The organism is Kitasatospora sp. NPDC001261 (assembly GCF_042896795.1).
In the GTDB taxonomy this organism is placed as follows: Bacteria; Actinomycetota; Actinomycetes; order Streptomycetales; family Streptomycetaceae; genus Kitasatospora.
On record NZ_JBIAXP010000007.1, the window covers coordinates 277,881 to 301,160 of the forward strand.

Sequence of the window (23,280 nt, forward strand, 5' to 3'; positions counted from 1 at the left end):
CGCGGGCTGTCGGCGTCGTCGGCGCTCTCGGCGTTGTCGGTCGGTGATGGTATCCATCGGTCATGTACGTACACCGGGGGATCATCGACGACGTGGCGCGGCGGGCCGCGCGGCCGGAGTTCATGGACGCCTGTGCGACGCGGTTCCGTGCCCTGCACGGCGCGGCGCCCGGGGAGGAGGAGGCCGGTAGTTGGCGGCGGAGCTGGCCCGTCCTCCTCGACGCGCTGGTGCGCGCCGGTCTGGGCGGCCTCGACGTCCTGCTGGAGCTGTCGCTGCCGGGAACGGGTGAGCGCGTCGACGCGGCCGTCGTCGGCCAGGACGCGGACGGCGCCCTGACGGTCGTGGCCGTCGAGTTGAAGCAGTGGACCGGGGCGCGGCCCGTACCGGGCCACCCGGGGATGCTGGAGGTCGGACGGCGGTCCGTGCAGCACCCCGCCCGCCAAGTCGGCGGATACGTGCACTACCTGCGGGGCTGGGCCGACGGCGGGAACGGCGTTCGGGCGAGGGGTGCGGTGGTCCTGCACAACGCTTCCGCCGACGTGATCGAGCGTCTCCGGAGTATGGTGTCGCCCGACTCCCCGAGCGCCGAGTTCCCCCTGCTGGGCCGCGACGACCTCGCGGTCGGCGTGCCCGCGGGAGACCTCGCGGAGCGCCTCGGCTGCGCCGGCCTGTCGCCCGCGCCGGGGGAGGCCGTCGACCGGTTCCTCGCCGGTGAGCACCGGCCCTCCGAGCAAGCCATGGAGCGGCTGGCCGCCAACATCGAGGACCAGCGCCCGTTCCGCCTGATCGGGGAACAGGACCGGGCCCGGCTGGCGATCCTGGACGCCGTCCGGGAGGCGGACGCGCGCGAGGACGGCCTCGGCGCGGCCGGGGCGCACGGGCCCGGGGGCATGGTCGTGGTCACCGGCGGGCCCGGCACCGGCAAGACGGCGATCGCCGCCCGCCTCATGGGCGAACTGTGCCGCGAGTCCCGGCGCAACCCCCGCCTGCTGACCCCCTCCGGCACCCTCACCCGGCAGCTCCAGCGGCTGCTGCGCGAGGAGTCCCGCGGCCTCGTCGCGACGTTCAAGAGCAAGACCCCCGGCGGGCTGGACAAGAACAGCGTGGTCCTCCTCGACGAGGCGCACCGCGCCGCCACCTACCCGCACCAGCGGGGCACCGGCTTCCCCGCCGTCCTGCGCAACCTGCTCGACCGGGTCGGCGTCCTGGTCCTGTTCCTCGACGAACGCCAGATCGTGCGTCCCAGCGAGGGCCTCACCCTGGACGAACTGGCCCGCCACGCGCAGGAGTCCGGGGCGGCGTTCCGGCACGTCGACCTGGAGACCCAGTTCCGCTGCAACGGCTCCCAGGCCTACCACCGCTGGGTGGACCTCCTGTTCTCCCCGGCCGGCGCGGCGCGTCCGTGGAACGGCGGAAGCTACGACCTCGCCCTGGCCACGGACCCGGACGCGCTCGCCTCCTGGGTCGACGGCCACACCGCGCAGGGCCGCAGCGCCCGGATCACCGCGGGGTTCTGCTGGCCCTGGGACACCGGTGAGGTCCCCCCGCTGGAGCCGGAGGTCGCCATCCGCTGGCACGGCCCCGACCACGGCGAGCGCTCCTGGGCCCGCCCCTGGAACCTGCGATCCGAACAGCCCGTCCCCGGCTTCCCCGACATCCCGGCCCGCCCGTACTGGGCGACCGACCGCGGCGGGCACGACCAGGTCGGATGCATCTACACCGCCCAGGGCCTCGAGTACGCCTTCGGCGCCGTCATCATGGGCGGCGACCTCGTCCGCCGCCACGACCGCTGGCGGGCCCGCCCCGAGGCCAGCTACGACGCCGTACAACTGCGGACCCTGCCCCCGGAGCAGTACCTGCCGTACGCGCTGAACACCTACCGCGTCCTCGCGACCCGGGCCACCCACGGCACCCGCCTCTACTCCACCGACCCCGAGACCCAGGCCTACCTCGCCTCCCTGCTCCCCGGCTCCTGACCCGGCCGGGGGCGTCTCCCGGCAGACCGGCCCGGCCTCCGGCACGGCAGGCCGCGAGACGATCCTTGACGACGCGACGTCCGGACCTGGCCGAGGCCACGGCGGCCGAGTTCCGCGCGGCCGGGGCCAGCGTGGAGGTGCGGCGCTGAAGGGGAGGCCGGACGGTGTGCGTGAGAGGTAGGGCGCCCCGGTCCGGGGAGGGCTGGTGAATGCCGGTCGGGCCGTGTCCGTACTAGGGTCGTGGGCGGGCCGAGGGCGGTCGTGGGCTCTGAGGGACTGAAGCGGATGCAGCGGATGAAGATGACGTTCGGGCTGTTGGGGCCCCTGGCGGTCGCCGTGGACTCCGTGCCGCAGGCGTTGCCGCGGGCCGCCGTGTTGCGGGGGCTGTTGGGGGTCCTGCTGCTGGCGGAGGGGGAGCGGCTGTCGGTGGGGCGGCTGCTGGAGCTGGTGTGGGCGGGGCAGGCGGACCGGGTGGGCCGGGGTGCGGTGCACACCGGGATGTCGCGGTTGCGCGGCTGGCTCGGCGGGTTCGGGGACGAGTCGGTGGTGCTGGAGTCGGACGCGCAGGGGTACCGGCTGGTGACCGGGCCGGGGGCGGTGGACCTCGGACGGTTCCGCGGGTTCGCCGCCGACGGGGACGTGGCCGGGGCGATCGGGTTGCGGCGCGGGCCGGTGCTGGCCGGGCTGGAGCGGGTGAACCGGGAGGACCCGCTGGTGGCCGCCGTGGAGGACGAGGTGCGTGCCACGGTCCTGGCCCTGGCCCGGGCCGCGCAGGCGGACGGGGCGGCCCGGGCGGCCGTTCCCGCGCTGACGGCGCTCGCCGAGGAGTACCCGTACGACGAGCCGGTGCAGGCCGCCCTGTTGGAGCTGCTGGCGGCGGACGGGCGGGCGGCGGAGGCGTTGCGCCGCTTCCAGGCGTTGCGCCGGCGGCTGTCCGAGGAGCTGGGGATCGAGCCGGGCGAGCAGGTGCAGAGCGTCTTCCTGGCGCTGCTGGCGCACGACCGGGAGGACGCCCGAGCCGTTCCGGGGTGCTCCCGGGTGCCCTCCCAACTCCCGCGTGACATCCCGGACTTCACCGGTCGTGACGAGCAGGTGCGGCTCGTCCTGGACGCCCTGGCGGCCGGCCGGGTGCCGGTGATCGCCGGGATGGGCGGCATCGGCAAGACGGCGCTGGCCGTCCACAGCGCCCACCGCGCCGCCGTCGACTACCCGGACGGTCGGCTGTACGCGGACCTGCGCGGGGCCGACGAGACGCCCGCCGACCCGGCCGGCGTCCTTGCCGCCTTCCTGCGCGCCCTGGGCGCGGACCCCCGGGAGATCCCGGCCTCCCTGGAGGAGCGTTCCGCGCTGTACCGCACGCTGCTGGCCGGCCGCCGCACGCTCGTCCTGCTCGACAACGCCGCCGGGGAGCAGCAGATCGGCCCGCTGCTCCCGGGCACCCCGGCGGACCCGGCCGGGCACGGGCCGGACCGCCCGGCCGTCCTGGTCACCAGCCGCGCCGCGCTCACGGCGCTGCCCGGCTCGCACCTCGTCGACCTGCACGAACTCGACGCGCCCCACGCCCGGACGCTGCTGCGCCGCATCCTCGGGGACCGCCGGGTCGCCGCCGAGCCGGTGGCCGCCGCCCAGATCGTCGAGCTGTGCGGCGGCATGCCGCTGGCCGTCCGCATCGCCGGGGCCCGCCTGGCCGCCCGGCCGCGCTGGACCCTGGCCCGGCTCGCGCACCTGCTGCGCGACGAACGGCGCCGGCTCGACGAACTGGCCGCGGGGAACCTGGCCGTACGGGCCGGCTTCGCCGTCGGCTACGCCCGGCTGCCGGAGCCGACCCGCCGGACGTTCCGGCTGCTCGGACTGCTCGACGCGCCCGACTTCGCGCCGTGGGTCGCGGCGGCGGTGGCGGGCATCCCGCCGGAGCGGGCCGAGCGCCAGCTGGAGGAGCTGATCGACGCCCAGCTCCTCCAGGAGACCGGCGCGGAGCCGCACCTGCGCTACCGCTTCCACGACCTCGTCCGGCTGTACGCGCGCGAGCACGCCGAGGCCGCGGACGAGCCGGCCGCCCGCACCGCCGCGCTCGGACGGGCCTTCGGCGCCTGGCTCTGGCTGGCCGAGCAGGCGGCCGACCAGGTGCCCGGGCCGTGCTTCGCGCCGATCCACGGCACCGCGCCGCGCCACCCGATGCCGTCCGGCGTCGCGGCGGCGCTGCTGGACGACCCGATGGCCTGGTTCGACGCCGAGCAGCCGGCCCTGGACGCGAGCGCCCGGCAGGCCGCCGCGCTGCGCATGGTGCCGGTGGCCTGGGACCTCGCCGCCTGCCAGGAGAAGTACTGCGACGTGCGCGGCCTGTACGACGAGTGGCGCACCACCCACCTGGCCGTCCTCCAGGCCTGCCGGTCGGCCGGTGACGGCCTGGGCACCGCCGTGCTCACCCGCGGCCTGATCGAGGTGACGACCTGGACCACCCCGGCCGACGGCTCCGGCACGGCCGTCGACCTGGCGGACGGCGCCCAGACGATGGTCGCCCTGGAGGAGCGGGCGCGGCACCTGCGGCGCCTGTTCGAGGAGGCCGGGGAGGTGCGCGGGGCCGCCGACGCCCTCGTCCTGACGGCCTGGAGCCTGGTCGCCCAGGGCCGCGCGCAGGAGGCCCTGGACGCCGGCCACCGTGCCCTGGACCTCGCCACCGCCCACGACCACCCGGGCGGCGAGGCCCGGGCGCACCAGATCATCGCCATCGCCCACGGGGAGACGGACCTCGACCGCACGATCGAGCACCTCACCGAGACGCTGCGGCTGGCGCGGCTGATCGGCAACACCCGCTTCGAGGCGACCGCGATCCAGTTCCTGGGAGCCGCCCACGGCCGGGCCGGCCAGGTGGAGCGGGGCGGCGAGCTGCTCCTGCGCTCGCTCGCCATGGCCCGCTCGCTCAAGGACCGCTACGTGGAGGCGTTCTCGCTGCTGTACCTGGCCACGCTGTACGCGGCCACCGGCGACGGCCGCGCCCGGGAGACGGCCGAGGCCGCGCTGGCCATCGCCCGCCGCTTCGACCTGGGGCACCACCTCGCCCAGGCCCTCGGCATCCTCGGGGAGCTGGACCTGGCGGCGGGGGACCGCGCCTCGGCCGTCGCCCACCTGGAGGAGTCCGTGCTGGTGTGGCGCGCCCGCGGCTGGCGCTCCTTCCTCGCGGAGGCGCTCCGGGCGCTCGGCCGGGCCTACGAGGCGGCCGGGCTGCCGGAGTCGGCCGCGCGGGTGCTCACGGAGGCGCGGGAGCTGAGCGACGTCCGGTAGCGGCCGGGGCCGGGGCCGGGGCCGGGGCCGGGGCCGTTGCCGCAGCCGGGGCCGTACCGGTCGCGGGCCGCAGCCGTCAGTGATTGGTAAGCGATCGGTAAGCGCCCCTGCCTAGGCTCGATCCCCACGGCACGGGACAGGCGTACGCGCCTGTACCGTACGCGCCGCATGGGCTGCCGGTCGGGTCCGCGCAGGGGACGGACCCGGCCGGAGGTGCGGCCGTCGGGACCGCGGCATCCGTCGGTGCGTGACATCTGTCGGCCGACGGGATCCGTCGCCCGGGCCGGGGCTCAGGCGAGGGTGGCGTCGAGGAAGGCGTGCCAGGCGGCGTGGACGCGCCGGGCGTGGGACCCGTCGGAGCTGTCGGAGCTGTCGGACTCGTCGTCGACCCCGGCGAGCAGGTCCAGCAGCAGGCCGCGGAGGACGGCGAGCACCACGGTGGGGTTCGCCCGGGTGCCGTCGAGGACGCGTTCCAGCGGTGGCAGCCACTCCTCCAGCGAGGCGGTGCCGAAGTCCGGCCACGGCTCGCGCCGGCCGAAGGCGCGGACGTACCCCTCGAAGAACAGCCGCAGCGCCCCTCGGTGTTCGGGCTGCGTCAGCCACTCCCAGATCAGGTCGAGGGTCTCGCGGGCGCTGCCGCCCTCGGCCTCGGACCGTTCCAGCAGCGCGAGTTGCTCGGCCCGTCCGACCGCCAGGACCTCCCGGACCAGCTGCTCCTTCGACCCGAACAGGTACAGCAGCACGCGCGGGCTGGAGCCGATCCCGGCCGCCAGGGGGCGGAGGGAGAGGTCGGACACGTTGTGCTCGGCGACGTAGCGGACGGTCGCCGCGAGGAGGTCCTCGCGGCGCGGGGACGGCTGCCGAGCCGACGCGCGCCGAGGGGATGAGGGACGGGGCGACGGGTGGGAGGGCGCGTTGGTGGGAGCGGACACGTGCTCTATCGTTTCACTGAAACGAGTGTTTCAGTGAAAGGGGATGCCGCATGGCCGCCACCGCACCCGGAGCCGCGACCATCCGCGAGGCCCTCCGGCCCGGAGACCTGGGCGCCGTCGCCGCCCTGCACGGCGTCCTCTACTCCCGCGAGCACGGCATGGACGCGACCATGGAGGCCTATGTCGCCGCCGGGATGGCCGAGTTGGTGCTGGCCCGGGCCCGTGAGGGCGGCGCGGCACCCGGCCGTCTGTGGGTCGCCGAGATCGACGGCCGGGTGGTCGGCGCCACCGGTCTCGTCCGGGCGGAGGAGCGCCCCGGCTGGGGCCAGCTGCGGTGGGTGATCCTCGACCCGGACGCCCGGGGCCGGGGGCTGGGCCGCCGGATGCTGGAGACGGCCCTGGACGAGGCCCGGGCCCGTGCGTACGAGGGCGTGCTGCTCTGGACGGTCGAGGGACTCGGCGCCGCCCACCACCTCTACGCGACGGCCGGGTTCGAGCTCACCGTCTCCCGCCCGGCCCGCAAGTTCGGCGTCGACGCGGTCGAGCAGCGGATGGACCTGCGGTTCTGAGGGGACGGCGGCCGGGCGGGCGCGCGGGTTCGCCCCCGTGCTCGGCGCGCGCCGTCGTCCACCGCCGTCCCGTCCTGCGGTTCCCGGTGCTCAGAGCTTCACGGTGAGCCAGGCGCCGAGGCCGCTGCAGCCGCGCGCGTCGTAGGTGGTGCTGCGGTACCCGGCCGGGATCGGCGAGTACGGGCAGGTCCAGACGCCGTTGCGGACCAGCTCGTGGTACCAGGCGCCGACGCCGCTGCACCCCCGGGAGTCGTAGTTGGTCAGCACGTAGCCGGAGACGATCGGCGAGCCGGAGCAGGTCCAGAGGCGGTCCTGCGCGGGCCGCTGGTACCACGAGCCGTGGTTGTTGCAGCCGCCGGCGTTGTACATGGTGATGACGTAGCCGGCCGGGACGGGTGCCCCGGAGCAGCTCCAGCCGCCGGCTGCGGCGGCCGCCGAGGCTGGGGAGGCCGCGGAGGCCGTGCCGGCCGCCGTCGTGCCGGTGAGGGCGGCCGCGAGCACGGCGACCGTGGCGGCCGCCCTCCCCGTACGGGTCATCAGCTTGCGGAGGATCGTGGTCACGGCGACACCGTTCCGATCGGTCGTCTCCCCGCCGTCGGTGCGGCGCGGGGAGGGTGTAACAGCGGGGATGCGCCGCACCTTAGCGGCGGTGATCAGGTCGCTGATAGATCCAGATCGATACATCGACGGACCTGACCGAAAACGATCCCAACTGACCGTCATGGCGCCGCCCGGCCATGCTCCGGACGGCGGTCGCCGGATGCGTCCGGTTGGTCGTCCCACGCGCCGCCCGCCCCTGCCCGGACCTCCCGCAGGACCGTCCCGCTGACCAGGGCGTTCGGGCGGATCCGGCAGGAAATCCGTCACGCTCCGTAGTGCTTCCGATTGCCGCGCGCCTCCGGCCGGAGAAATCTTGTGGATGCTCGACCGCCCGATTTCTCCCGATTCTCCCAAGGAGCCCCACGTGTCATTCCCAGCCCGTCCTCGAACCCGCCCGTCCGCCTGGCCGGCGACCGTCGCCGCCCTCCTCTCCCTCTCCGGGATCTGGACCGGAGCCGTGACGGCCGAGGCCGTTCCGACGCCGTCCGCCCTGCCGGCGGCCGCCGGCATCACGGCCACCGGTCAGACGCCCGGCGCCTATTCGGACTGGACCTTCAACACCACCGACACCGTGACGGACGTCGACTTCCGCAACACCGTGGTCACCAGCCCGGGAGACGGCGACGTGTACTGGGCGCACCAGTTCAACTTCGACGGGAACCTCTCCTACACCGGCTTCCAGCTCGGCAAGCAGAACAGCGGACAGTTCCTCTGGTCGACCTGGGCCGACAAGGACCTCCAGTTCAAGGACGGGACCGAGGGCTCGCACTGCTGGAACAACGAGGGTGAGGGCCAGCACCTGCAGTGCTCCAACACCACCGTCAACCACGGCCGTCCCGTCACCGGGGACACCTACGCCTTCCACGTGGAGATCGACCCCGTGACCCACTGGGCGAAGGTCACCGTGAGCGACGAGACCGCCGGCACCAGCTTCGTCCTGGGCGAGGCCCTGCTGCCGAACTCCTCGAAGATCCAGCACAGTTGGAGCAGCTGGGTGGAGTACTTCGACTGGAACGACTCCCGGTATGTGTGCGACGACAACGCGTACGCCGAGAACCGGTGGGGCAAGATGACCGGCAACGGCGGCACCCTCACCGCCGAGAACACGGGAACGTCGACCAGCGGCACCTGTCAGGACATGGTCCGGCAGCAGAAGCAGGACGACGGGACGCTGATCACCGAGACCGGTCTCGGCCAGTCCGCCCGGTGGCCCCTGCGCTTCACCAACGGCGCCTGTCTGGACCGCGGCGGCGCCACCGGCGTGATCACCTACGGCTGCGCCGAATCGCCCAACGGCAACCAGCTGTTCGTCTTCGCCCGCGACGGCAGCATGCGCAGCGCCGAGGGCAACGAGTGCCTGGCCGCGCCGTCCTCCGTCGGCGGTCAGATCACACCCGCCGCGTGTGACGGCTCGGCCGCCCAGCAGTGGACGTACGACGTGATGAACGAGGCCGTGGTGAACTCCGCCGGCTGGGCCATGACTTCCAGCACCTCCGGGGGCAGCGGCGACCCGGTGACCGCGCAGGTCTTCGACGGGCGCGCCGAGCAGACGATCACGCCCTTCGAGGTGTGACGAGCCACCAGGTGTCAACGCCCCACGAGGTGTCATGAGGTACGAGGTGTCAACGCCCTACGGGGTGTGAACGAGCCGACCCGCCCACGGCCGCGCCGGAACACCCGGCGCGGCCGTTCGTACCCACCCTCTATGATCCCGCCCGGGGGGAAGGTCGCTGAGCTGGGGTACGACACCGCTGTGTCCGCTCTCCCCTCGGGGGCGCACACCCGCGTCGCCGATTCGACGACCGGGAGACGAACACTCGGTGATACTCACTCAACGCCTGGGCCGCGGGCTGCTCGCCGGCGCCTCGGCGCTCGCGCTGGCACTGCTGCCCGCGGGCCTCGCACCCACCACGGCGGCCGCCGCACCCGCCGACTCAACGCCCGCCGGCTCAGCACCCGCCGGCTCAGCACCCGGCGCACCGGCCGGTGACGGGTCCGGCCCGACGCCGGTGGACCTCACCACCACGCGCGCCTTCGCGGACACCTTCCGGCTGGACCCGGCCCAGGACACCGACCCGCTGTACGGGCTGAACGTCGGCCTCGACGCCCGGCAGTCGCCCCCGGCCGGGCAGCACGGGATCTCCTACACCCGGGTCTCCGGCCGCTGGGACACCTCGACCGCGCCCGACCAGTGGTTCGTCCAGACCAGTCATCCGGACCACCCCGACAGGCTGCTGTTCGCCAAGGGCGTCTCCGCGATCATGCTCGGCGCGCCCGCCGTCGCGGACGGCACCGGCCACTACACCGTCTCGACGGTGGTCGACCCGGTCGTCGGCGACACCGGCGGCGCCGACTGGGGCTCGATCGTGCTGAGCCGCAGCCACCGCGGCAACGGCTACGTGACCGGCGGCGACGTCGACCTCGGCCTGACCGTCACCTCGGGCGGCAAGCTCGCCCTCTTCCACGGTGGCGGCGGCGAGAACCCCTTCTGGACCGGCACGGTGGCGCCCACGGCGCAGTACGCCGTCTCGCTCACCGTCTCCACCGGCGCCGACCGCGCCGTCACCCTGACGGTGAACGGCACCCCGTTCACCGTCTCCGCGCCGGCCGGGGTGACCCGCTGGCCGGGCAGCGAGTTCCTCTACCTCGGCGCGTACCTCTCCGACCCGAACCGCGTCACCACCTTCGGTGACGGCGCAGGCCACGGCCTGAACGTCAGCCGGATCGACACCAGCGCCACCCGCAGCGCCAAGCCGTTCGTCGACACCTTCGACGGCGCGCCCAACGCCACCGCCGACCACGGCCTCAACCAGGACCTGGCTGCCCGCCAGCCGAGCCTGATCTCCGCCAACTACACCGCCGTGTCGGGCGTCAAGGGCCTGGCCCTCGACCCGCCGGCGGGCTCGGTGCAGGTCAACAGCCCGGCCCACCCGAACGTGCTCTCCTTCCCCAAGGGCACCTCGGCGGTCCGCCTCGACAAGCCGGCCACCTCGGACGTCCAGAGCGGCGCCTACACGGTGCACGCCGTCCTGACCCCCGTGGTCGGCAGCACCTCCGGCCAGGACTGGGCCTCCCTCGCCGTCGGCAACGCCTCGGGCGGCACGGGCGCCGTCGACGCCGAGGACATCGCGCTCGGCCTGCGCGTCCAGGCCGACGGCGGGCTGACGCTCTTCCAGGGCGGCACCCCGACCGCACTGCCCGCCGTCCCGCCGGCCGGCTCCTACGAGGTGTCGGCCGCGCTGGCGACCGGCGACCGGCAGCGGGCGACCGTCAGGGTCAACGGCACGACGGTGTTCTCCGGCCGCACCGCCGCCAAGCTGCCCCGCGACGGCTACGTCTCGCTCGGCGCGCACCACTCGGCGGCCGGCCAGGTCACCACGGCGGACGACCTGCGGGTCTCCATGCTGGGCGGGCTCGGCTACTACGGGTTCTTCGACATCCGGGACCCGAACGAGCCGAACTTCAGCGCCAACCACGCGCCGGAGGTGGCGCAGTGGACCAACTTCAACAACTACCTGCGCGACCAGGACCCCCGCCTGGAGTTCCTGGACCAGTGCCGGCCGCCTGCGTGATCGACCTCAACCAGGAGACGGTGGTCCCGCGTGCGCCGGGTTCCTGGGCCGTCGACCCGAACCCGAACGCCGCGCGGAACCTCCTGGACCTGGTGCGGCGCATCGGGTCGAACATCGACAAGATCGGCGCCGTCGACGTGAGCGACGAGCCCTACTCGCACGGCCTGAGCCCCGCGCAGGTCCAGACGCAGGCGGAGCAGATCAGGGCCGCGTTCCCGGACAAGACGCTGATCATGAGCCTCGACCGCTGGAACGCCGAGCAGACCGCGCCGATCCCGGCCACGGTCGACATCGTCGGCTTCGACTACTACTGCGAGGGCCGCGGCGAGATCCAGCGGCTGCTGGCGAACCTGAAGACCTTCCTCTCCTCGCCGGACCAGCACCTGATGCTCTTCCCGGAGTCCACCAACGAGTACCGGGTCGCCGACGGCTGCTACTCCGGCAAGACCGACGCCGACATCGCGGCGTACAACGCCGAGTACCGCGCGATCGCCGCGCAGGACCCCCGGGTCGTCTACCTGCAGAACTTCCGCTGGCTCGGCCCGGACCAGCCGAACAAGGTGCCGCTGACCGTCGCGGCGCAGAAGAGGATCGGCAAGGCCGTGGTCGACGCCACGCCCACGCCGGCGCCCGCCTCGGTGGGCGTGTACCGGCCCTCGGACGGCAGCTTCGGCCAGGCCGCCCACAACGGCTGGTACACCGGGCAGGCCGTGTTCGGCGGCGGGGGCGGCGACGTCGTCCCGCTGACGGGCCACTGGAACGGGCCGGGCACCGACACCGTCGGCGTCTACCACCGCGACACCGCGACCTTCCAACTGTCCTACGACAACGCCACCGTGGCCGCCACCTTCCCGTTCGGGGCCCCCGGTGACGTCCCGCTGGTCGGCGACTGGAGCGGGCAGGGGCGGAGCACGGTCGGCGTCTACCGGCCCAGCGACCAGTACTTCTACCTGTCGGACGACAACGCCACCGTCAGGTACCGGATCAAGCTGGGCAACGAGGGCTGGAAGCCGCTGGTCGGCGACTGGGACGGCAACGGCACCACCACCGTCGCCGTCTACGACCCGCAGACCCAGACCTTCTACCTGAACGACTCCAACGAGACGGAACACCCGCGCCCGGGCGTCAGGTTCGGCAACCCCGGCGACCGCCCGGTCAAGGGCGACTGGGACGGCAGCGGCAAGGAGACCATCGGCGTGTACCGGCCCGGCGACCAGACCTTCTACGGGGCCGCCGAGAACTCCGACCTGGTGGTCTACAGCAGGAAGTTCGGCAACCCGGGCGACACCCCGCTGGTGGGCAACTGGGGCTGACACCCCGTCCGCCCGTCCGACACGGCGCCCTCCCGACCGCCGCGCGGCGATCGGGAGGGCGCCTTCGGGCCGGCCGCGCGGCGCGGGTCAGCAGCGCCCCTCGCCGAGCATGATCCGCGCGATCAGCTCCTGGCGGCTGCCCACCCCGGTCTTGGTGAACACCGACTTCAGGTGGTCCTGCACCGTGTACGGCGTCATCGCGAGGGCCCGGGACACGTCCCGGGTGTCGCCGCCGCGCACCAGCAGCAGCGCCACCTCCCGCTCGCGGGCGGTCAGCCCGTACGCGGCCAGGTACAGCGGCATCACCTCGGCCGGCGAGGCGGGCGAGGCCACCACCGTCACCGCGCCCGCCGCCCCGCCGTCGCGCAGGGCGGAACCGTGCAGCAGGTACCAGCGGTCGTCCCGGCTCCACACCCGCACCGGGGCCTGCGGTACGGGCAGCCCGTGCGCCGCCCGGCGGGCCTGCTCGGCGGCCATCGCCACGCCGGTCGGGACGGTCAACGAGGTCGGGGTGGGGTCGGCCAGCCGGGCGAGCAACTCCTCAGCCGGTCCGGACAGCGCCTGCAGCCGGTTGCGCCGGTCCAGCACCAGCACCGCCGGCCCGGCATCCGCCTCCTCGGGCGGGCCGGCCGGTACGTGACAGGCCCTCAGCGCGTGGCCCAGGTGCCGGGCGGCGGCGTCGGCGAGCTGCCGCTGGCCCTCCAGGTACGGACCGCGGTCCGGAGCCCGCAGGAACGCCGCGCACCCCCACATGCCGCCGGCCGCGTCGAACACCGCCCGTAACTCGTCCCCGAACCCGGCCGGCCTGACCTGCTCCCGGAACCGCACGCTCTCCCGCAGCGACCCCCGGGTCGCCCGGCTCAGCGTCTCGGCCTGCACCCCGCTGCGCCGGATCTCGGGGAAGGTCGCCACGTCGTCCGCCCACACCTCCAGCCGCACGGCGTGCTCGAACGCGTCCAGGGTGAGGTCCTCGCTCTGCACCGAGTTCACCAACCCCGTCGCCGGATCCGCGGTGTGCCAGCACACGGCGTCGAACTCCAGTACCGGCCGCAGCAGTTCATCCGCCCGCCGGAAGACCTCGGGTGCCGTCAAGCCCGCCCCGGCAAGCTCCCGCACCCCCTCGATCGCCGCCCGCCCCGCCACCCCACGTCGCCCCATCCGGTGAAGCTAGCACGACAGTTCGCGCCCCACCCACGCACCGAACGGCAGCGCGGAGGCTCCCTCCCCGGGGGCGGAGAGGGCCAGGGGCGGTCCGAACCGCCGCCCTGGGCGCGGGCCGGGCGAAATCCGCATGACAGCGGTGGAAGGCTCCGGGATCATGGGCCGGTGGCCACGGAACCGGACATCCTCGACCTGAACATCCTCTGCCCGCCGCCCGGCGAGGGCTACCTGGAGGTCCGCCCGGTCGTCAGCGGCCGGGACCTCCTGGCCGAACTGACCCTCCGCAACAGGGAGTCGGGCGGCCCCCGGTTCATCGGATCAGGCCCCCGGTACCTCCTGGGCCGGGGCGGGCGCTTGCACGCCACGGCCGTGCCCCGGGAGGTCCGGCTCGGTGTGTCCGGGTGCGGCCTGGAACAGTGCTGCAGCACCCTGTACGTGACGGTCGGTCGGGACGGAGAGCACGTCGTCTGGGCGGGCTGGCGCGACCCGGCCGAACGGGGCTTCGACCTGCCGGAGTTCCGGTTCGCCGCGGACCAGTACGAGGCCGAGGTGCTGCGAGCCGAAGCGGACCGCGGCTGGGAGTGGCCGGGGGCAGTGGTCGCGACGCTGCTGGAGGAAGGGCTGAGGGGACGCGAGGACTGGCTCGGCAGGTGGGAGTGCGAGGTGGAGGCCGTCTGGGCCTCCCGCCTGGAACCCGACCGGATCGACGTCATCCTGCGGCATCCCCCCGGCCGGGAGGAGACGGGTCTGCCCTGGGCCCAGTTCTCGATGATCATCCCGATCTCCGCGGAGGACCCGTCGGACCAGGCCGAGCGCCTCGAAGCGCGGCTGACCGCGGGCGACCCCCGTGCCACCGCCGAGCTCTGCGGAGGCTACGAACCCGAACAGGTGGGCTACCCCTGGCCGTAGCGCCCTTAGCCCTGGCCCGCTGCCGGCGACGCCCCGCGGCTGCCCCGTGACCGCCCCGCCCGGCGCTCAGGCGGCCTGGGCCTACGGTCGTTCGTGTCGGTTTTCCGCCGGACAACGGTGGCAGCCGCTGGTTGCCTTGGGGGCATGATCAACGCCAGCAAGTCCGCGCTCTTCCGCTCCCTCCACACTCCCGCTCGTCCGCTCGCGCTCGCGAACGCCTGGGACGTGGCCAGCGCCCGCGTCATCGAGGCCGCGGGGGCGGCCGCGATCGCCACCACCAGCGCCGGGGTGGCCTGGTCGCTCGGCGCCCCGGACGGGGACCGCGTCCCCCGGGGCCCGGTGCTGGACGCCATCGCCCGGATCGCGGCGGCGGTCGCCGTCCCGGTGACCGCCGACATCGAGGGCGGCTACGGACAGAGCCCGGCGGAGGTCGCGGAGACCGTCACGCGGGTGCTGGAGGCCGGCGTGGTGGGCGTCAACATCGAGGACGGCACCCGCCCGCCGGGCGCGCTCGCCGACCGGATCGCGGCCGCCCGCGGTGCGGCGCGGCGGGCGGGCGTCGACCTGTTCGTCAACGCCCGCGTCGACACCTACCTGCTCGGGCTGGGCGACCCCGCCACCCGGCTGCGGGAGACGCTGGGACGGGCGCGCCGCTACGTGGACGCCGGTGCGGACGGGATCTTCGTCCCCGGTGTCGCGGACCCCGGCGTCATCAGGGACCTGGCCGCGGGTCTGACGGTGCCCCTCAACATCATGGCGGGGCCGAGCACCGCGCCGGTGGACGAACTGGGGGCCCTGGGCGTGGCCCGGGTCAGCCTCGGCTCGGGGGTGGCCCAGGTCGCCTACGCCGCGGCCCGGCAGGCGGCACTCGACCTGCACCGCGCCGGCGGCTACGACTCCCTCCGGCGGACCATCGACTACCCGGAGCTCAACAGCCTGTTCACCGTGAGCGGCTGACCGCGCCCCGGCTACGGCGGTCCGCTTGGAGACCCGGCGCCGGCGCACGGGCGCCGGGTCTCCGGTGGCGGGTCGGGCTGTCCGTCGGATCGCTGTGGCGGTCCGCCGGGCTACTTGGCCAGGCGGGACCAGTCGGCCGGTTGGGCGGGGTCGAGTTGGCGGAGCTGGTCGAGGACCTTCGGGTCCTGGGCGTCGAGCCAGTCGGCGACCTGGCGGAAGGAGACGCAGCGGACGCCGTCGCGCTTGCAGACGCCCTTCATCACGTCCTCGACGGCCTGCATGTAGATGCCGCCGTTCCAGGACTCGAAGTGGTTCCCGATGAACAGCGGGGCGCGGCTGCCGTTGTAGACGCGTTCGAAGCCGGCGAGGTAGCTCTCGCGGGTCTCCTTCTCCCAGGTGTCGTACTTCTTGGGGTCGCCGTTGGTGGTGTTCCCGGACTGGTTCGCCAGGAAGTTGAAGTCCATCGAGAGGCTCTGGGTGGACTTGCCGGGGGTGGGGAGCAGCTGCAGCGGGAAGTTCCAGATGCCCTCCTTCTTCGTCGGCCAGACCTGGAACTCGCCCGGGGAGCTGGCGTCGTAGCGGAAGCCCGTCGCCTTCTCGGCCGGCAGCAGGTTCTTCTGGCCCTCCAGGCAGGGGGCGCGGCCGCCGACCAGTTCCTTGGTGTAGTCGAAGGGGAGCGGCGGGAGGTCCTTGAAGCCGGTGTTGGTCTTCCAGTTGGTGACGAAGGAGACGGCCTGGTCGAGTTCGCTCTTCCACTCCTCGGTGCTCCACTCGCCGCCGCCCTTGGCGTTGCAGAAGTGCCCGTTGAAGTGGGTGCCGATCTCGTTGCCGTCGAGCCAGGCGAGGCGCAGCTGTTCCAGGGTGTCCTTGATGTGGGGGTCGGTGGCGTAGTCGATGGAGGCGTCGCCGGGCTTGTGCTGCGGCGGCTTGTAGAGCGTGCTCTTGGACTTGGGGAGGGTGTAGAGGCCGCTCAGGAAGAAGGTCATCTGGGCGTTGTTCTCGGCGCCGAGCTTGCGGAAGCGGGAGAACTGGCGGTCGTCGCCCTCCAGTGCCCCGTCCCAGGAGAAGACGACGAACTGCGGCGGCTTCTCCCCGGACTTGAGCTTCTCCGGCACGGGCTGCTTGGGCTGCGGGCCGGTGTCGGAGGTGGAGCCGTCGCCGAGCACCTTGACCTGGCCGTCCCAGGTGGGGGTGGGGGCGGGCGGTGGCGGGGCGGGGGCCTCGGTGGTGGTGCTCGGGACGGGGCTGGGCGGGGTGGTGCCGGTGGTGGCGGTGGGTCTGCTCGGTGTGCCGTCGCATCCCGTCGCCAGGGCGGAGGCCCCGAGGACCCCCATCGTCAGCAGGATGGCCGAGCCGCGAGCAGTCCGCACGGGACCCCATTTCTCTGATCTTCAATCAGGAGCTGTTCGGAAGATGATCGATGAATGTGATCATCAGAACACTTTTGATCGACCTCTGTCGAGGTGGGGATGGTGTGGCTTTGGTGGGGGTGGGCCTGGTGAGCAACTCCCTTGTAGGGCATGGGAGATGGCGCGCCGAGCGGGCTCCGGTGGAGGCCCCCGGAGGGTGTGGGGGTGCGGGGTGGTTCATCGTCGCCGCCACCGCAACGGCCGCGGCCGCCGACGGGTTCAGCGACTGATCGGGCGTCACGCGGGTTTCGGCCAAGTTCGTGGCATGGGCATGGCGCTACGTGCCCAGCCGTTCCGGCCCCGGCTAGGGTCGCTCCAGCTCAGCGAACCTCCGGCGCCCCACGGCCCTCGTGCGGCGTCCCGTGGACCTTCCCGATTGGACTGGTGTGCCATGAACAGGACGTACTACCGCCCGCTGGACCGTCCCTCGACCACGAGCGTCCGCAGCCGGCTCGCCGCCGCGGCCGGGGCCGCCGCGGTGGCCGCCTGCGTGCTCACCGGCGTCGCGGTCGCCACCGCCGGTGCCGCGACCGCCGCGCCCGCCTCGGTCCCCAAGCCCGCCGTCACCGTCTACGGCGTGGCCGGCGCCACCCAGCCCGCCGCACCCCGCTAGACCCGCCCCTTCGACGCGCCCGGGTGGCGGTTCGTCCGAACCGCCACCCGGGCGTCGCCGTTCCCGCCGGAGGGCCCCCGGACGGGCTTCGCGGCATTGACAGGGGACATCCTCGGGCTGAATGCTAAGCAAGCGCTTAGTCAATGAGGATCCACCCCGAGGAGCCGCCCGATGGCCGAGACCCCCGTCGACCCGCCCGGCCTGGACCTGGCCCGTCTCCGGTCCCGGCTGGAGCGCGAGCTGCCCGGCCTCCTCCAGGGGCCGCTGCGGGCCGACCTCGTCGAAGGGGGCCGCTCGAACCTGACGTACGTCCTGGGCGACGGCGCCTCCCGCTGGGTCCTGCGGCGCCCGCCGCTCGGGCACGTCCTCGCCACCGCCCACGACATGGGCCGCGAGTACCGGGTGATGACGGCGCTGCGCGACACCGGGGTGCCCGTGCCCCGGACGCTCCTGCTCGACCCGGACGACGAGACCCTCGGCGCCCCCTGGTACCTCATGGAGTACGTCTCCGGCACCGCCCACCGGGACGTCGCCCCGCTCGCCGCCCTCGGCGAGCGGCGGGTGCACGCGCTCGGACAGCGGCTGGTCGACACCCTCGCCACCCTGCACCGGATCGACCCCGCCGCCGTCGGCCTCGCCGACTTCGGCCGGCCCGAGGGCTACCTGGAGCGCCAGCTGCGCCGCTGGTCCAAGCAGTTGGCCGCCTCCCGCAGCCGCGACCTGCCCGAGCTCGACCGCCTGCACGCCAGGCTCGCCGAGCGCCTGCCGGCCTCGCCCGCGCCCGCGCTCGTGCACGGCGACTACCGCCTCGACAACGTCCTGGTCGACGACGCCGACACCATCACGGCCGTCCTGGACTGGGAGATGTCCACCCTCGGCGACCCGCTCACCGACATCGGCCTGCTGGTGATGTACACCGAACTCGCGGGCGTCGGCGGCGGCATCATCCCCTCCGCCATGACCGCCCCAGGCTTCCCGAAGGCCGACGAGATCGTCTCCCGCTACGCCGACGCGACCGGCCGCCGGGCCGAGGACCTCGACTGGTACGTCGCCTTCGCCTCGTTCAAGCTCGCCGCCGTCGCCGAGGGCATCCACTACCGCTTCCGGCAGGGCCGCACCCTGGGCGCCGGCTTCGAGCGCGCCGGCGAGATGGCCCCGATCCTCGCCCGGCACGGCCTGAGCACCCTCAAGGAGAGCTGAGAACCGATGGACTTCGCCTACGACGCCCGGACGGAAGAACTCCGCGAGCAGCTGCTCGCCTTCATGGACGAGCACGTGTACCCCGCCGAGCCCGTCCTCGCCGCCCAGCTCGCCGACCCGGCCCGCGACCGCTGGGCCGTCCCCCCCGTCGTCGCCGACCTCCAGGCCGCGGCCCGCAAGCAGAAGCTCTGGAACCTCTTCCTGCCGGGTGAGCTCGGGGCCGGCCTCACCAACCTCCAGTACGCCCCGCTCGCCGAAATCACCGGCCGCAGCATCCAGTTGGCCCCGCCCGCGCTCAACTGCGCGGCGCCCGACACCGGCAACATGGAGCTGCTCGCCCAGTTCGGCAGCGCCGAGCAGCGCGAGCGCTGGCTGCGCCCCCTCCTCGACGGCCGGATCCGCTCGGCCTTCGCGATGACCGAGCCCGAGGTCGCGTCCTCGGACGCCACCAACATCGAGACCCGGATCGAGCGGGACGGCGACGCGTACGTGGTCAACGGCCGCAAGTGGTACATCACCGGGGCGATGAACCCCGACTGCCGGATCCTCGTCGTGATGGGCAAGACCGATCCGGCCGCCGAGCCGCACCGCCGGCAGAGCATGCTGCTCGTCCCGCGCGACACCCCGGGCGTGACCGTCCGTCGCGGCATGACGGTGTTCGGCTACGACGACGCCGACCACGGCGGCCACGCCGAGGTGCTGTTCGAGGACGTCCGCGTCCCGGTGGGGAACCTGATCGGCGAGGAGGGTACGGGCTTCGCCATCGCCCAGGCCCGGCTCGGCCCCGGCCGGATCCACCACTGCATGCGGGCCATCGGCATCGCCGAGCGGGCGCTGGAGCTGATGTGCCGTCGGGCCAACGAGCGGGTGGCCTTCGGGAAGCCGCTGGCCGAGCAGGGCGTGGTGCAGGACTGGGTCGCCGAGTCCCGGGTGCGGATCGAGCAGCTGCGGCTGCTGGTGCTGAAGACCGCCTGGCTGATGGACACCGTCGGCAACCGGGGGGCGCACACCGAGATCCAGGCGATCAAGATCGCCACCCCGCGCACCGTCGAGTGGATCCTGGACAAGGCCGTCCAGGCGCACGGCGCGGCGGGCGTCAGCCAGGACACCCCGCTCGCCCAGCTCTGGGCCGGCAACCGCACCCTGCGGCTGGCCGACGGCCCGGACGAGGTGCACAAGCGCTCGCTGGCCCGGAGGGAACTGCGGCAGTACCGGCGCTGACCCGTAGGGGTGTGATACCCGGGTATTCCGGGGCCGGTTGGCCCCCAGGTATGACGGCGGCGGCCCGTTCCCGACCGTAGTGTCCTGCGTGTTCGATCGATCGGAACGCGGAGGGACACCATGGGAATTCCGGGACGGGCGGTGGCGGCGGCGGTGCTGGCGGCGGCAGCGGCGGTGGGCACGATCGGTACGGCCGCGGGAGCGGTCCTGCCGCCGCCGGGGGACACGAGCCCCGGGCGGCAGGCCCGGGCCTGGCTGCCGGAGCCCAGCGGGCCGTACCCGATCGGGACCACCGCCGTGCACCTCACCGACACCGCACGGGAGGACCCCTGGCACCCCGGGCAGCGGCGCGAGCTGATGATCAGCCTCTGGTACCCGACCTCCCGGCCGGCCGCCGGCGACGACCGGGCCCCGTACATGGAGCCCGCCGCCGGGCGGCACTTCGACGGCCCGGACGGCGTCGGCCTGCTCAACTACGGCACCACGCCCGGCCGCACCGACTGGTCGGCCATCCGCACCCACGCCCGCCGGGACGCCCCCGCGCTGCCCGGCGGCCCGCGCCCGGTGGTGCTGTACTCGCCCGGCCTCGGCGACCCGCGCACCTGGGGGACGGCGCTGGTCGAGGACCTCGCCTCGCGCGGCTACCTGGTGGTCACCGTCGACCACACCTACGAGGCCTCCGAAGTCGCCTTCCCCGACGGCGACCTGGCCCCCTCGGTGCTCCCCGGCATGCTCGGGCAGCCCGGCCTGGACGTCGGCGCGGTGCTGCGCAAGGCGATGGACACCCGGGTGGCCGACACCCGCTTCGTGCTGGACCAGCTCGCCGCGCTCGGTGAGCGGCCGGGCCTGCCCGCCGGGGTCGCCGGGGCCCTCGACCTCGGCCGGATCGGCATGGTCGGCCAGTCGGCGGGCGGCTTCACCGCGCTCCAGACCATGCACGACGACCCGCGGATCGCGGCCGGGATCAACATGGACGGCCAGCTGCACTTCCCCGGCCCCGACGGCCACACCGGCGTCTTCCTGCCCAGCGTCGCCGAGGACGGCCTCGACCGGCCGTTCCTGCTGATGGGCACCGGCAGCGAGGACTCCGGCGGCTACCGAGACCAGCCCGGCTGGAACGCCCTGTGGCGGCACAGCACCGGCTGGCACGCCGACGTCACCCTCACCGGCTCCCGGCACGGCTCGTACACCGACGCCCAGCCGCTGCTCCCGCAGCTCGCCCGGCAGGGCGTGCTCGGCGCCGACCAGCTGCGCAAGGACGTCGGCGACATCCGCCCCGGCCGGGCCGAACTCGCCACCCGCAGCTACGTCGCGTCCTTCTTCGACCGCTGGCTGCGCGGCCAGGACGACCACCTGCTGGACGGGCCCTCGGCGCGCTTCCCGGAGATGGCGTACGAGCGGTAGCCGGGCCCGGCGTGCCGGGGGCACCGGACGGGGTCAGCGGATCCCGGAGCCCGGGTGGGCCCCGTCCCACCGCCGCCGGGAGTCGACGATCGCGTCGTGGTGGTCGTACGACCAGTCCGTCATCGCCCGCACCAGGTGGGTCAGGCTGTGGCCGAGCGGCGTCAGCTCGTACTCCACCTGCGGCGGGACGGTCGGGTGGACGGTCCGCGAGACCATGCCGTCCCGTTCCAGGCGGCGCACGGTCAGCGTGAGCATCCGCTGCGAGATGCCCGGCAGCGCACGCTGCAGCTCGCGGAACCGCCGTACGCCCTGGGCGAGTTCGACGACGGTGAGGACGGACCACTTGTCGCCCAGGCGGTCCAGCAGGTCGCGGATCCCGCAGTCCACGCCGTCCTCGCACCAGACCACCGGGCGGGGGGTGGTTACCGCGGTGTGCCCTGCTGACATGGAAGTGCCTCCTTACGCCGGACGCCCAGGCTACCGAGGATGGTCGCGAAGCCGACGAACGATCATCTGCTCGACCGACCATCCCTGGAGGAACCCCATGCTGCTCGTCACCGGAGTCAACGGAGGCCTGGGCGCGCTCGTACTGGAGCGGCTCGCCGGGCGGGAGGGCGTCGTCGCGGGCTCGCGCACACCGCAGCGGGTGCCGGCGGGCGTCCCGGCCCGGCTGGTGGACTTCGACCGGCCGCGGACACTGGCGGAGGCCTTCACCGGCGTGCGGACCCTGCTGCTGATCTCGGCCGGCGCCGCCGAGGACGACGTGGTGATCGCCCGGCACGGCGCCGCGATCGGGGCGGCGGAGCGGGCGGGCGTCGATCACGTGGTCTACACCAGCCTCTCCGGCGACGGCGACCACCTGCCCTACGCCCTCGCCCACCGCTGGACCGAGCGGCGGCTGCGCGCGTCCGCCACCCTGCGCTGGACGGTGCTGCGCAACGGCCTGTACGCCGAGTTCCTGGGCGCGATCGCCGCCCCCGGCCCGGACGGGGTGATCAGCGCCCCGCTCGGCGACGGGCGGCTCGCGGCGGTGGCCCGGGCGGACCTGGCCGAGGCGGCGGTGAACGTCGCCCTGGCGCCCGCCGGGCACGCGGGCCGGACGTACGAGCTGGTGGGGGAGCGGGCGGTGGGCGGCGCGGAGGTGGCCGAGGCGCTCGGCGCCGCGTACCGGCCGGGACGGCTGACGGAGGCCCGGGCGGCGGTGGCGGCCTCGGACGCGCGGGACTTCCAGGTGCCGATGGTGGTGGGCACCTACTCGGCGATCGCCCACGGCTTCCTCGCCGGCCCGGGCGGGCCGGGCGACCTCGCGGCCCTGCTCGGCCGCGCGCCCCGCCCGGCCCTGGAGGTCATCGCCGAGGGGCGGTGACCTCCGGGTCACATGCCGCCGCCCAGGGTGACCCCGCCGTCCACGACCAGGGTCTGGCCGGTGATCCAGCCGGCGTCGGGGGAGAGCAGGAAGGCGACGGCGCCGGCGATGTCCTCGGGGACGCCGAGGCGGCCGAGCGGGTAGGCCTTGGCGACCTTCTCCTCGCGGCCCTCGTACAGGGCCTCGGCGAACCTGGTCTTGACCACGGCGGGGGCGACGGCGTTGACCCGGATGCCCTGGGGGCCCAGCTCGGCGGCGAGTTCGGTGGTGAGCCGGATCAGCGCGGCCTTGCTGACGCCGTACATGCCGATCCCGAGCGAGGAGCGGATGCCCGCGATGGAGGCGACGTTGACGACCGAGCCGCCGTGCTCGCCCAGCCACGCGGCGTGCGCGCGGCGGGTCCAGGCCAGCGGGGCCAGCACGTTGACGGCGAGGATCTTGGCGGCGGCGGCCTCGTCGGTGTCGAGGACCGGCCCGTAGACCGGGTTGATGCCGGTGTTGTTGACCAGGTGGTCGAGCCGGCCGAAGGCCTCCAGGGTGCGGGTGACCGTCTCCTCCTGGTGCGCCGGGTCGTCGGCCTTGCCCGCGACGGCGATCGCGTTCTCCGGGCCGCCCAGGTCGCGGACGGCCTCGGCCAGCGGCTCCGGGTTGCGGGCGGTGAGGCAGACCCTGGCCCCGCGGTCGACCAGCTCGCGGGCGATGCCGAGGCCGATGCCCCGGCTCGATCCGGTGACGACGGCCACCCGGCCCTTGAAGGAGTGCACCACGGAGCGTCCTGCCTTTCGTGCGGGGGATC

The 23,280-nt window shown here is 74.2% G+C and carries 19 protein-coding genes; 13 read left to right on the forward strand and 6 right to left on the reverse strand.

All coding sequences use genetic code 11. The annotated features are described in order from the left end of the window. Positions 1-62 precede the first annotated feature (62 nt). Together ACFY4B_RS12420 and ACFY4B_RS12425 are read left to right on the forward strand one after the other, a co-directional pair. A complete protein-coding gene (locus tag ACFY4B_RS12420; RefSeq protein WP_387967581.1) occupies positions 63-1,976 on the forward strand; it encodes a DNA/RNA helicase domain-containing protein in 1,914 nt (637 codons plus the stop codon). 294 nt (positions 1,977-2,270) lie between these two features. After that, positions 2,271-5,258 carry an ATP-binding protein gene (locus ACFY4B_RS12425; RefSeq protein WP_387967583.1) on the forward strand — a complete coding sequence of 996 codons (2,988 nt, stop codon included), beginning with the start codon at positions 2,271-2,273 and terminating at the stop codon, positions 5,256-5,258. Between the two features lie 290 nt (positions 5,259-5,548). Here ACFY4B_RS12425 and ACFY4B_RS12430 read toward each other — a convergent pair whose 3' ends face one another. Then, complete coding sequence (locus ACFY4B_RS12430; protein ID WP_387967585.1) at positions 5,549-6,190, reverse strand: TetR/AcrR family transcriptional regulator; 642 nt, start codon at positions 6,188-6,190, stop codon at positions 5,549-5,551. 50 nt (positions 6,191-6,240) lie between these two features. Here ACFY4B_RS12430 and ACFY4B_RS12435 point away from each other — a divergent pair, with 50 nt between their 5' ends. Beyond that, a complete protein-coding gene (locus ACFY4B_RS12435; protein ID WP_387967587.1) occupies positions 6,241-6,759 on the forward strand; it encodes a GNAT family N-acetyltransferase in 519 nt (172 codons plus the stop codon). A gap of 90 nt (positions 6,760-6,849) precedes the next feature. Here the strand turns inward: ACFY4B_RS12435 and ACFY4B_RS12440 are convergent, their stop codons facing one another. Next, the gene (locus tag ACFY4B_RS12440) at positions 6,850-7,320 is read right to left on the reverse strand and encodes a hypothetical protein (RefSeq protein WP_387967589.1); all 471 of its coding nucleotides are present in this window, start codon (positions 7,318-7,320) and stop codon (positions 6,850-6,852) included. Between the two features lie 403 nt (positions 7,321-7,723). Here ACFY4B_RS12440 and ACFY4B_RS12445 point away from each other — a divergent pair, with 403 nt between their 5' ends. The 3 genes from ACFY4B_RS12445 to ACFY4B_RS12455 all read left to right on the forward strand — a co-directional run bounded on the left by ACFY4B_RS12445 (position 7,724) and on the right by ACFY4B_RS12455 (position 12,244). Next, the gene (locus ACFY4B_RS12445) at positions 7,724-8,932 is read left to right on the forward strand and encodes an RICIN domain-containing protein (RefSeq protein WP_143204599.1); all 1,209 of its coding nucleotides are present in this window, start codon (positions 7,724-7,726) and stop codon (positions 8,930-8,932) included. A 247-nt stretch (positions 8,933-9,179) separates the two neighbouring features. Next, on the forward strand, positions 9,180-10,931 hold the full coding sequence (locus tag ACFY4B_RS12450) for a hypothetical protein (protein WP_387967590.1): 1,752 nt from the start codon (positions 9,180-9,182) through the stop codon (positions 10,929-10,931). Further along, positions 10,913-12,244, forward strand: a complete 1,332-nt coding sequence (locus ACFY4B_RS12455) for a hypothetical protein (protein ID WP_387967592.1) — start codon at positions 10,913-10,915, stop codon at positions 12,242-12,244. Before ACFY4B_RS12450 ends, ACFY4B_RS12455 begins: the two co-directional genes overlap by 19 nt. 87 nt (positions 12,245-12,331) lie before the next feature. Here ACFY4B_RS12455 and ACFY4B_RS12460 read toward each other — a convergent pair whose 3' ends face one another. Then, positions 12,332-13,402, reverse strand: coding sequence for a LuxR C-terminal-related transcriptional regulator (locus ACFY4B_RS12460; RefSeq protein WP_387824114.1), 1,071 nt, complete (start codon positions 13,400-13,402; stop codon positions 12,332-12,334). A 168-nt stretch (positions 13,403-13,570) separates the two neighbouring features. On the opposite strand from ACFY4B_RS12460, the gene ACFY4B_RS12465 reads away from it, so the two are divergent. Together ACFY4B_RS12465 and ACFY4B_RS12470 are read left to right on the forward strand one after the other, a co-directional pair. Continuing rightward, positions 13,571-14,314: a hypothetical protein gene (locus ACFY4B_RS12465; RefSeq protein ID WP_387967595.1), complete on the forward strand. Its 744-nt coding sequence runs from the start codon at positions 13,571-13,573 to the stop codon at positions 14,312-14,314. 144 nt (positions 14,315-14,458) lie between these two features. Beyond that, positions 14,459-15,271, forward strand: coding sequence for an isocitrate lyase/phosphoenolpyruvate mutase family protein (locus tag ACFY4B_RS12470; RefSeq protein WP_387967597.1), 813 nt, complete (start codon positions 14,459-14,461; stop codon positions 15,269-15,271). 110 nt (positions 15,272-15,381) lie between these two features. Here the strand turns inward: ACFY4B_RS12470 and ACFY4B_RS12475 are convergent, their stop codons facing one another. Further along, the gene (locus ACFY4B_RS12475; protein ID WP_387967667.1) at positions 15,382-16,605 is read right to left on the reverse strand and encodes a hypothetical protein; all 1,224 of its coding nucleotides are present in this window, start codon (positions 16,603-16,605) and stop codon (positions 15,382-15,384) included. A gap of 466 nt (positions 16,606-17,071) precedes the next feature. On the opposite strand from ACFY4B_RS12475, the gene ACFY4B_RS12480 reads away from it, so the two are divergent. The 4 genes from ACFY4B_RS12480 to ACFY4B_RS12495 all read left to right on the forward strand — a co-directional run bounded on the left by ACFY4B_RS12480 (position 17,072) and on the right by ACFY4B_RS12495 (position 21,118). Continuing rightward, the gene (locus tag ACFY4B_RS12480) at positions 17,072-17,293 is read left to right on the forward strand and encodes a hypothetical protein (protein ID WP_117486616.1); all 222 of its coding nucleotides are present in this window, start codon (positions 17,072-17,074) and stop codon (positions 17,291-17,293) included. A 171-nt stretch (positions 17,294-17,464) separates the two neighbouring features. After that, positions 17,465-18,493, forward strand: coding sequence for a phosphotransferase family protein (locus tag ACFY4B_RS12485; protein WP_387967600.1), 1,029 nt, complete (start codon positions 17,465-17,467; stop codon positions 18,491-18,493). A 6-nt stretch (positions 18,494-18,499) separates the two neighbouring features. Continuing rightward, positions 18,500-19,714 (forward strand): acyl-CoA dehydrogenase family protein, encoded by a 1,215-nt coding sequence (locus ACFY4B_RS12490; RefSeq protein ID WP_387967602.1) that lies wholly within the window; start codon positions 18,500-18,502, stop codon positions 19,712-19,714. Positions 19,715-19,834: 120 nt separating this feature from the next. Next, positions 19,835-21,118 (forward strand): alpha/beta hydrolase family protein, encoded by a 1,284-nt coding sequence (locus ACFY4B_RS12495; protein ID WP_375877017.1) that lies wholly within the window; start codon positions 19,835-19,837, stop codon positions 21,116-21,118. Between the two features lie 33 nt (positions 21,119-21,151). Here the strand turns inward: ACFY4B_RS12495 and ACFY4B_RS12500 are convergent, their stop codons facing one another. Beyond that, positions 21,152-21,565: a winged helix-turn-helix transcriptional regulator gene (locus ACFY4B_RS12500; protein WP_387967604.1), complete on the reverse strand. Its 414-nt coding sequence runs from the start codon at positions 21,563-21,565 to the stop codon at positions 21,152-21,154. 97 nt (positions 21,566-21,662) lie between these two features. On the opposite strand from ACFY4B_RS12500, the gene ACFY4B_RS12505 reads away from it, so the two are divergent. Next, complete coding sequence (locus tag ACFY4B_RS12505; protein ID WP_387967606.1) at positions 21,663-22,484, forward strand: NAD(P)H-binding protein; 822 nt, start codon at positions 21,663-21,665, stop codon at positions 22,482-22,484. Positions 22,485-22,492: 8 nt separating this feature from the next. Here ACFY4B_RS12505 and ACFY4B_RS12510 read toward each other — a convergent pair whose 3' ends face one another. Beyond that, positions 22,493-23,251 (reverse strand): SDR family oxidoreductase, encoded by a 759-nt coding sequence (locus ACFY4B_RS12510; protein WP_074003674.1) that lies wholly within the window; start codon positions 23,249-23,251, stop codon positions 22,493-22,495. Between the last annotated feature and the right edge of the window lie 29 nt (positions 23,252-23,280).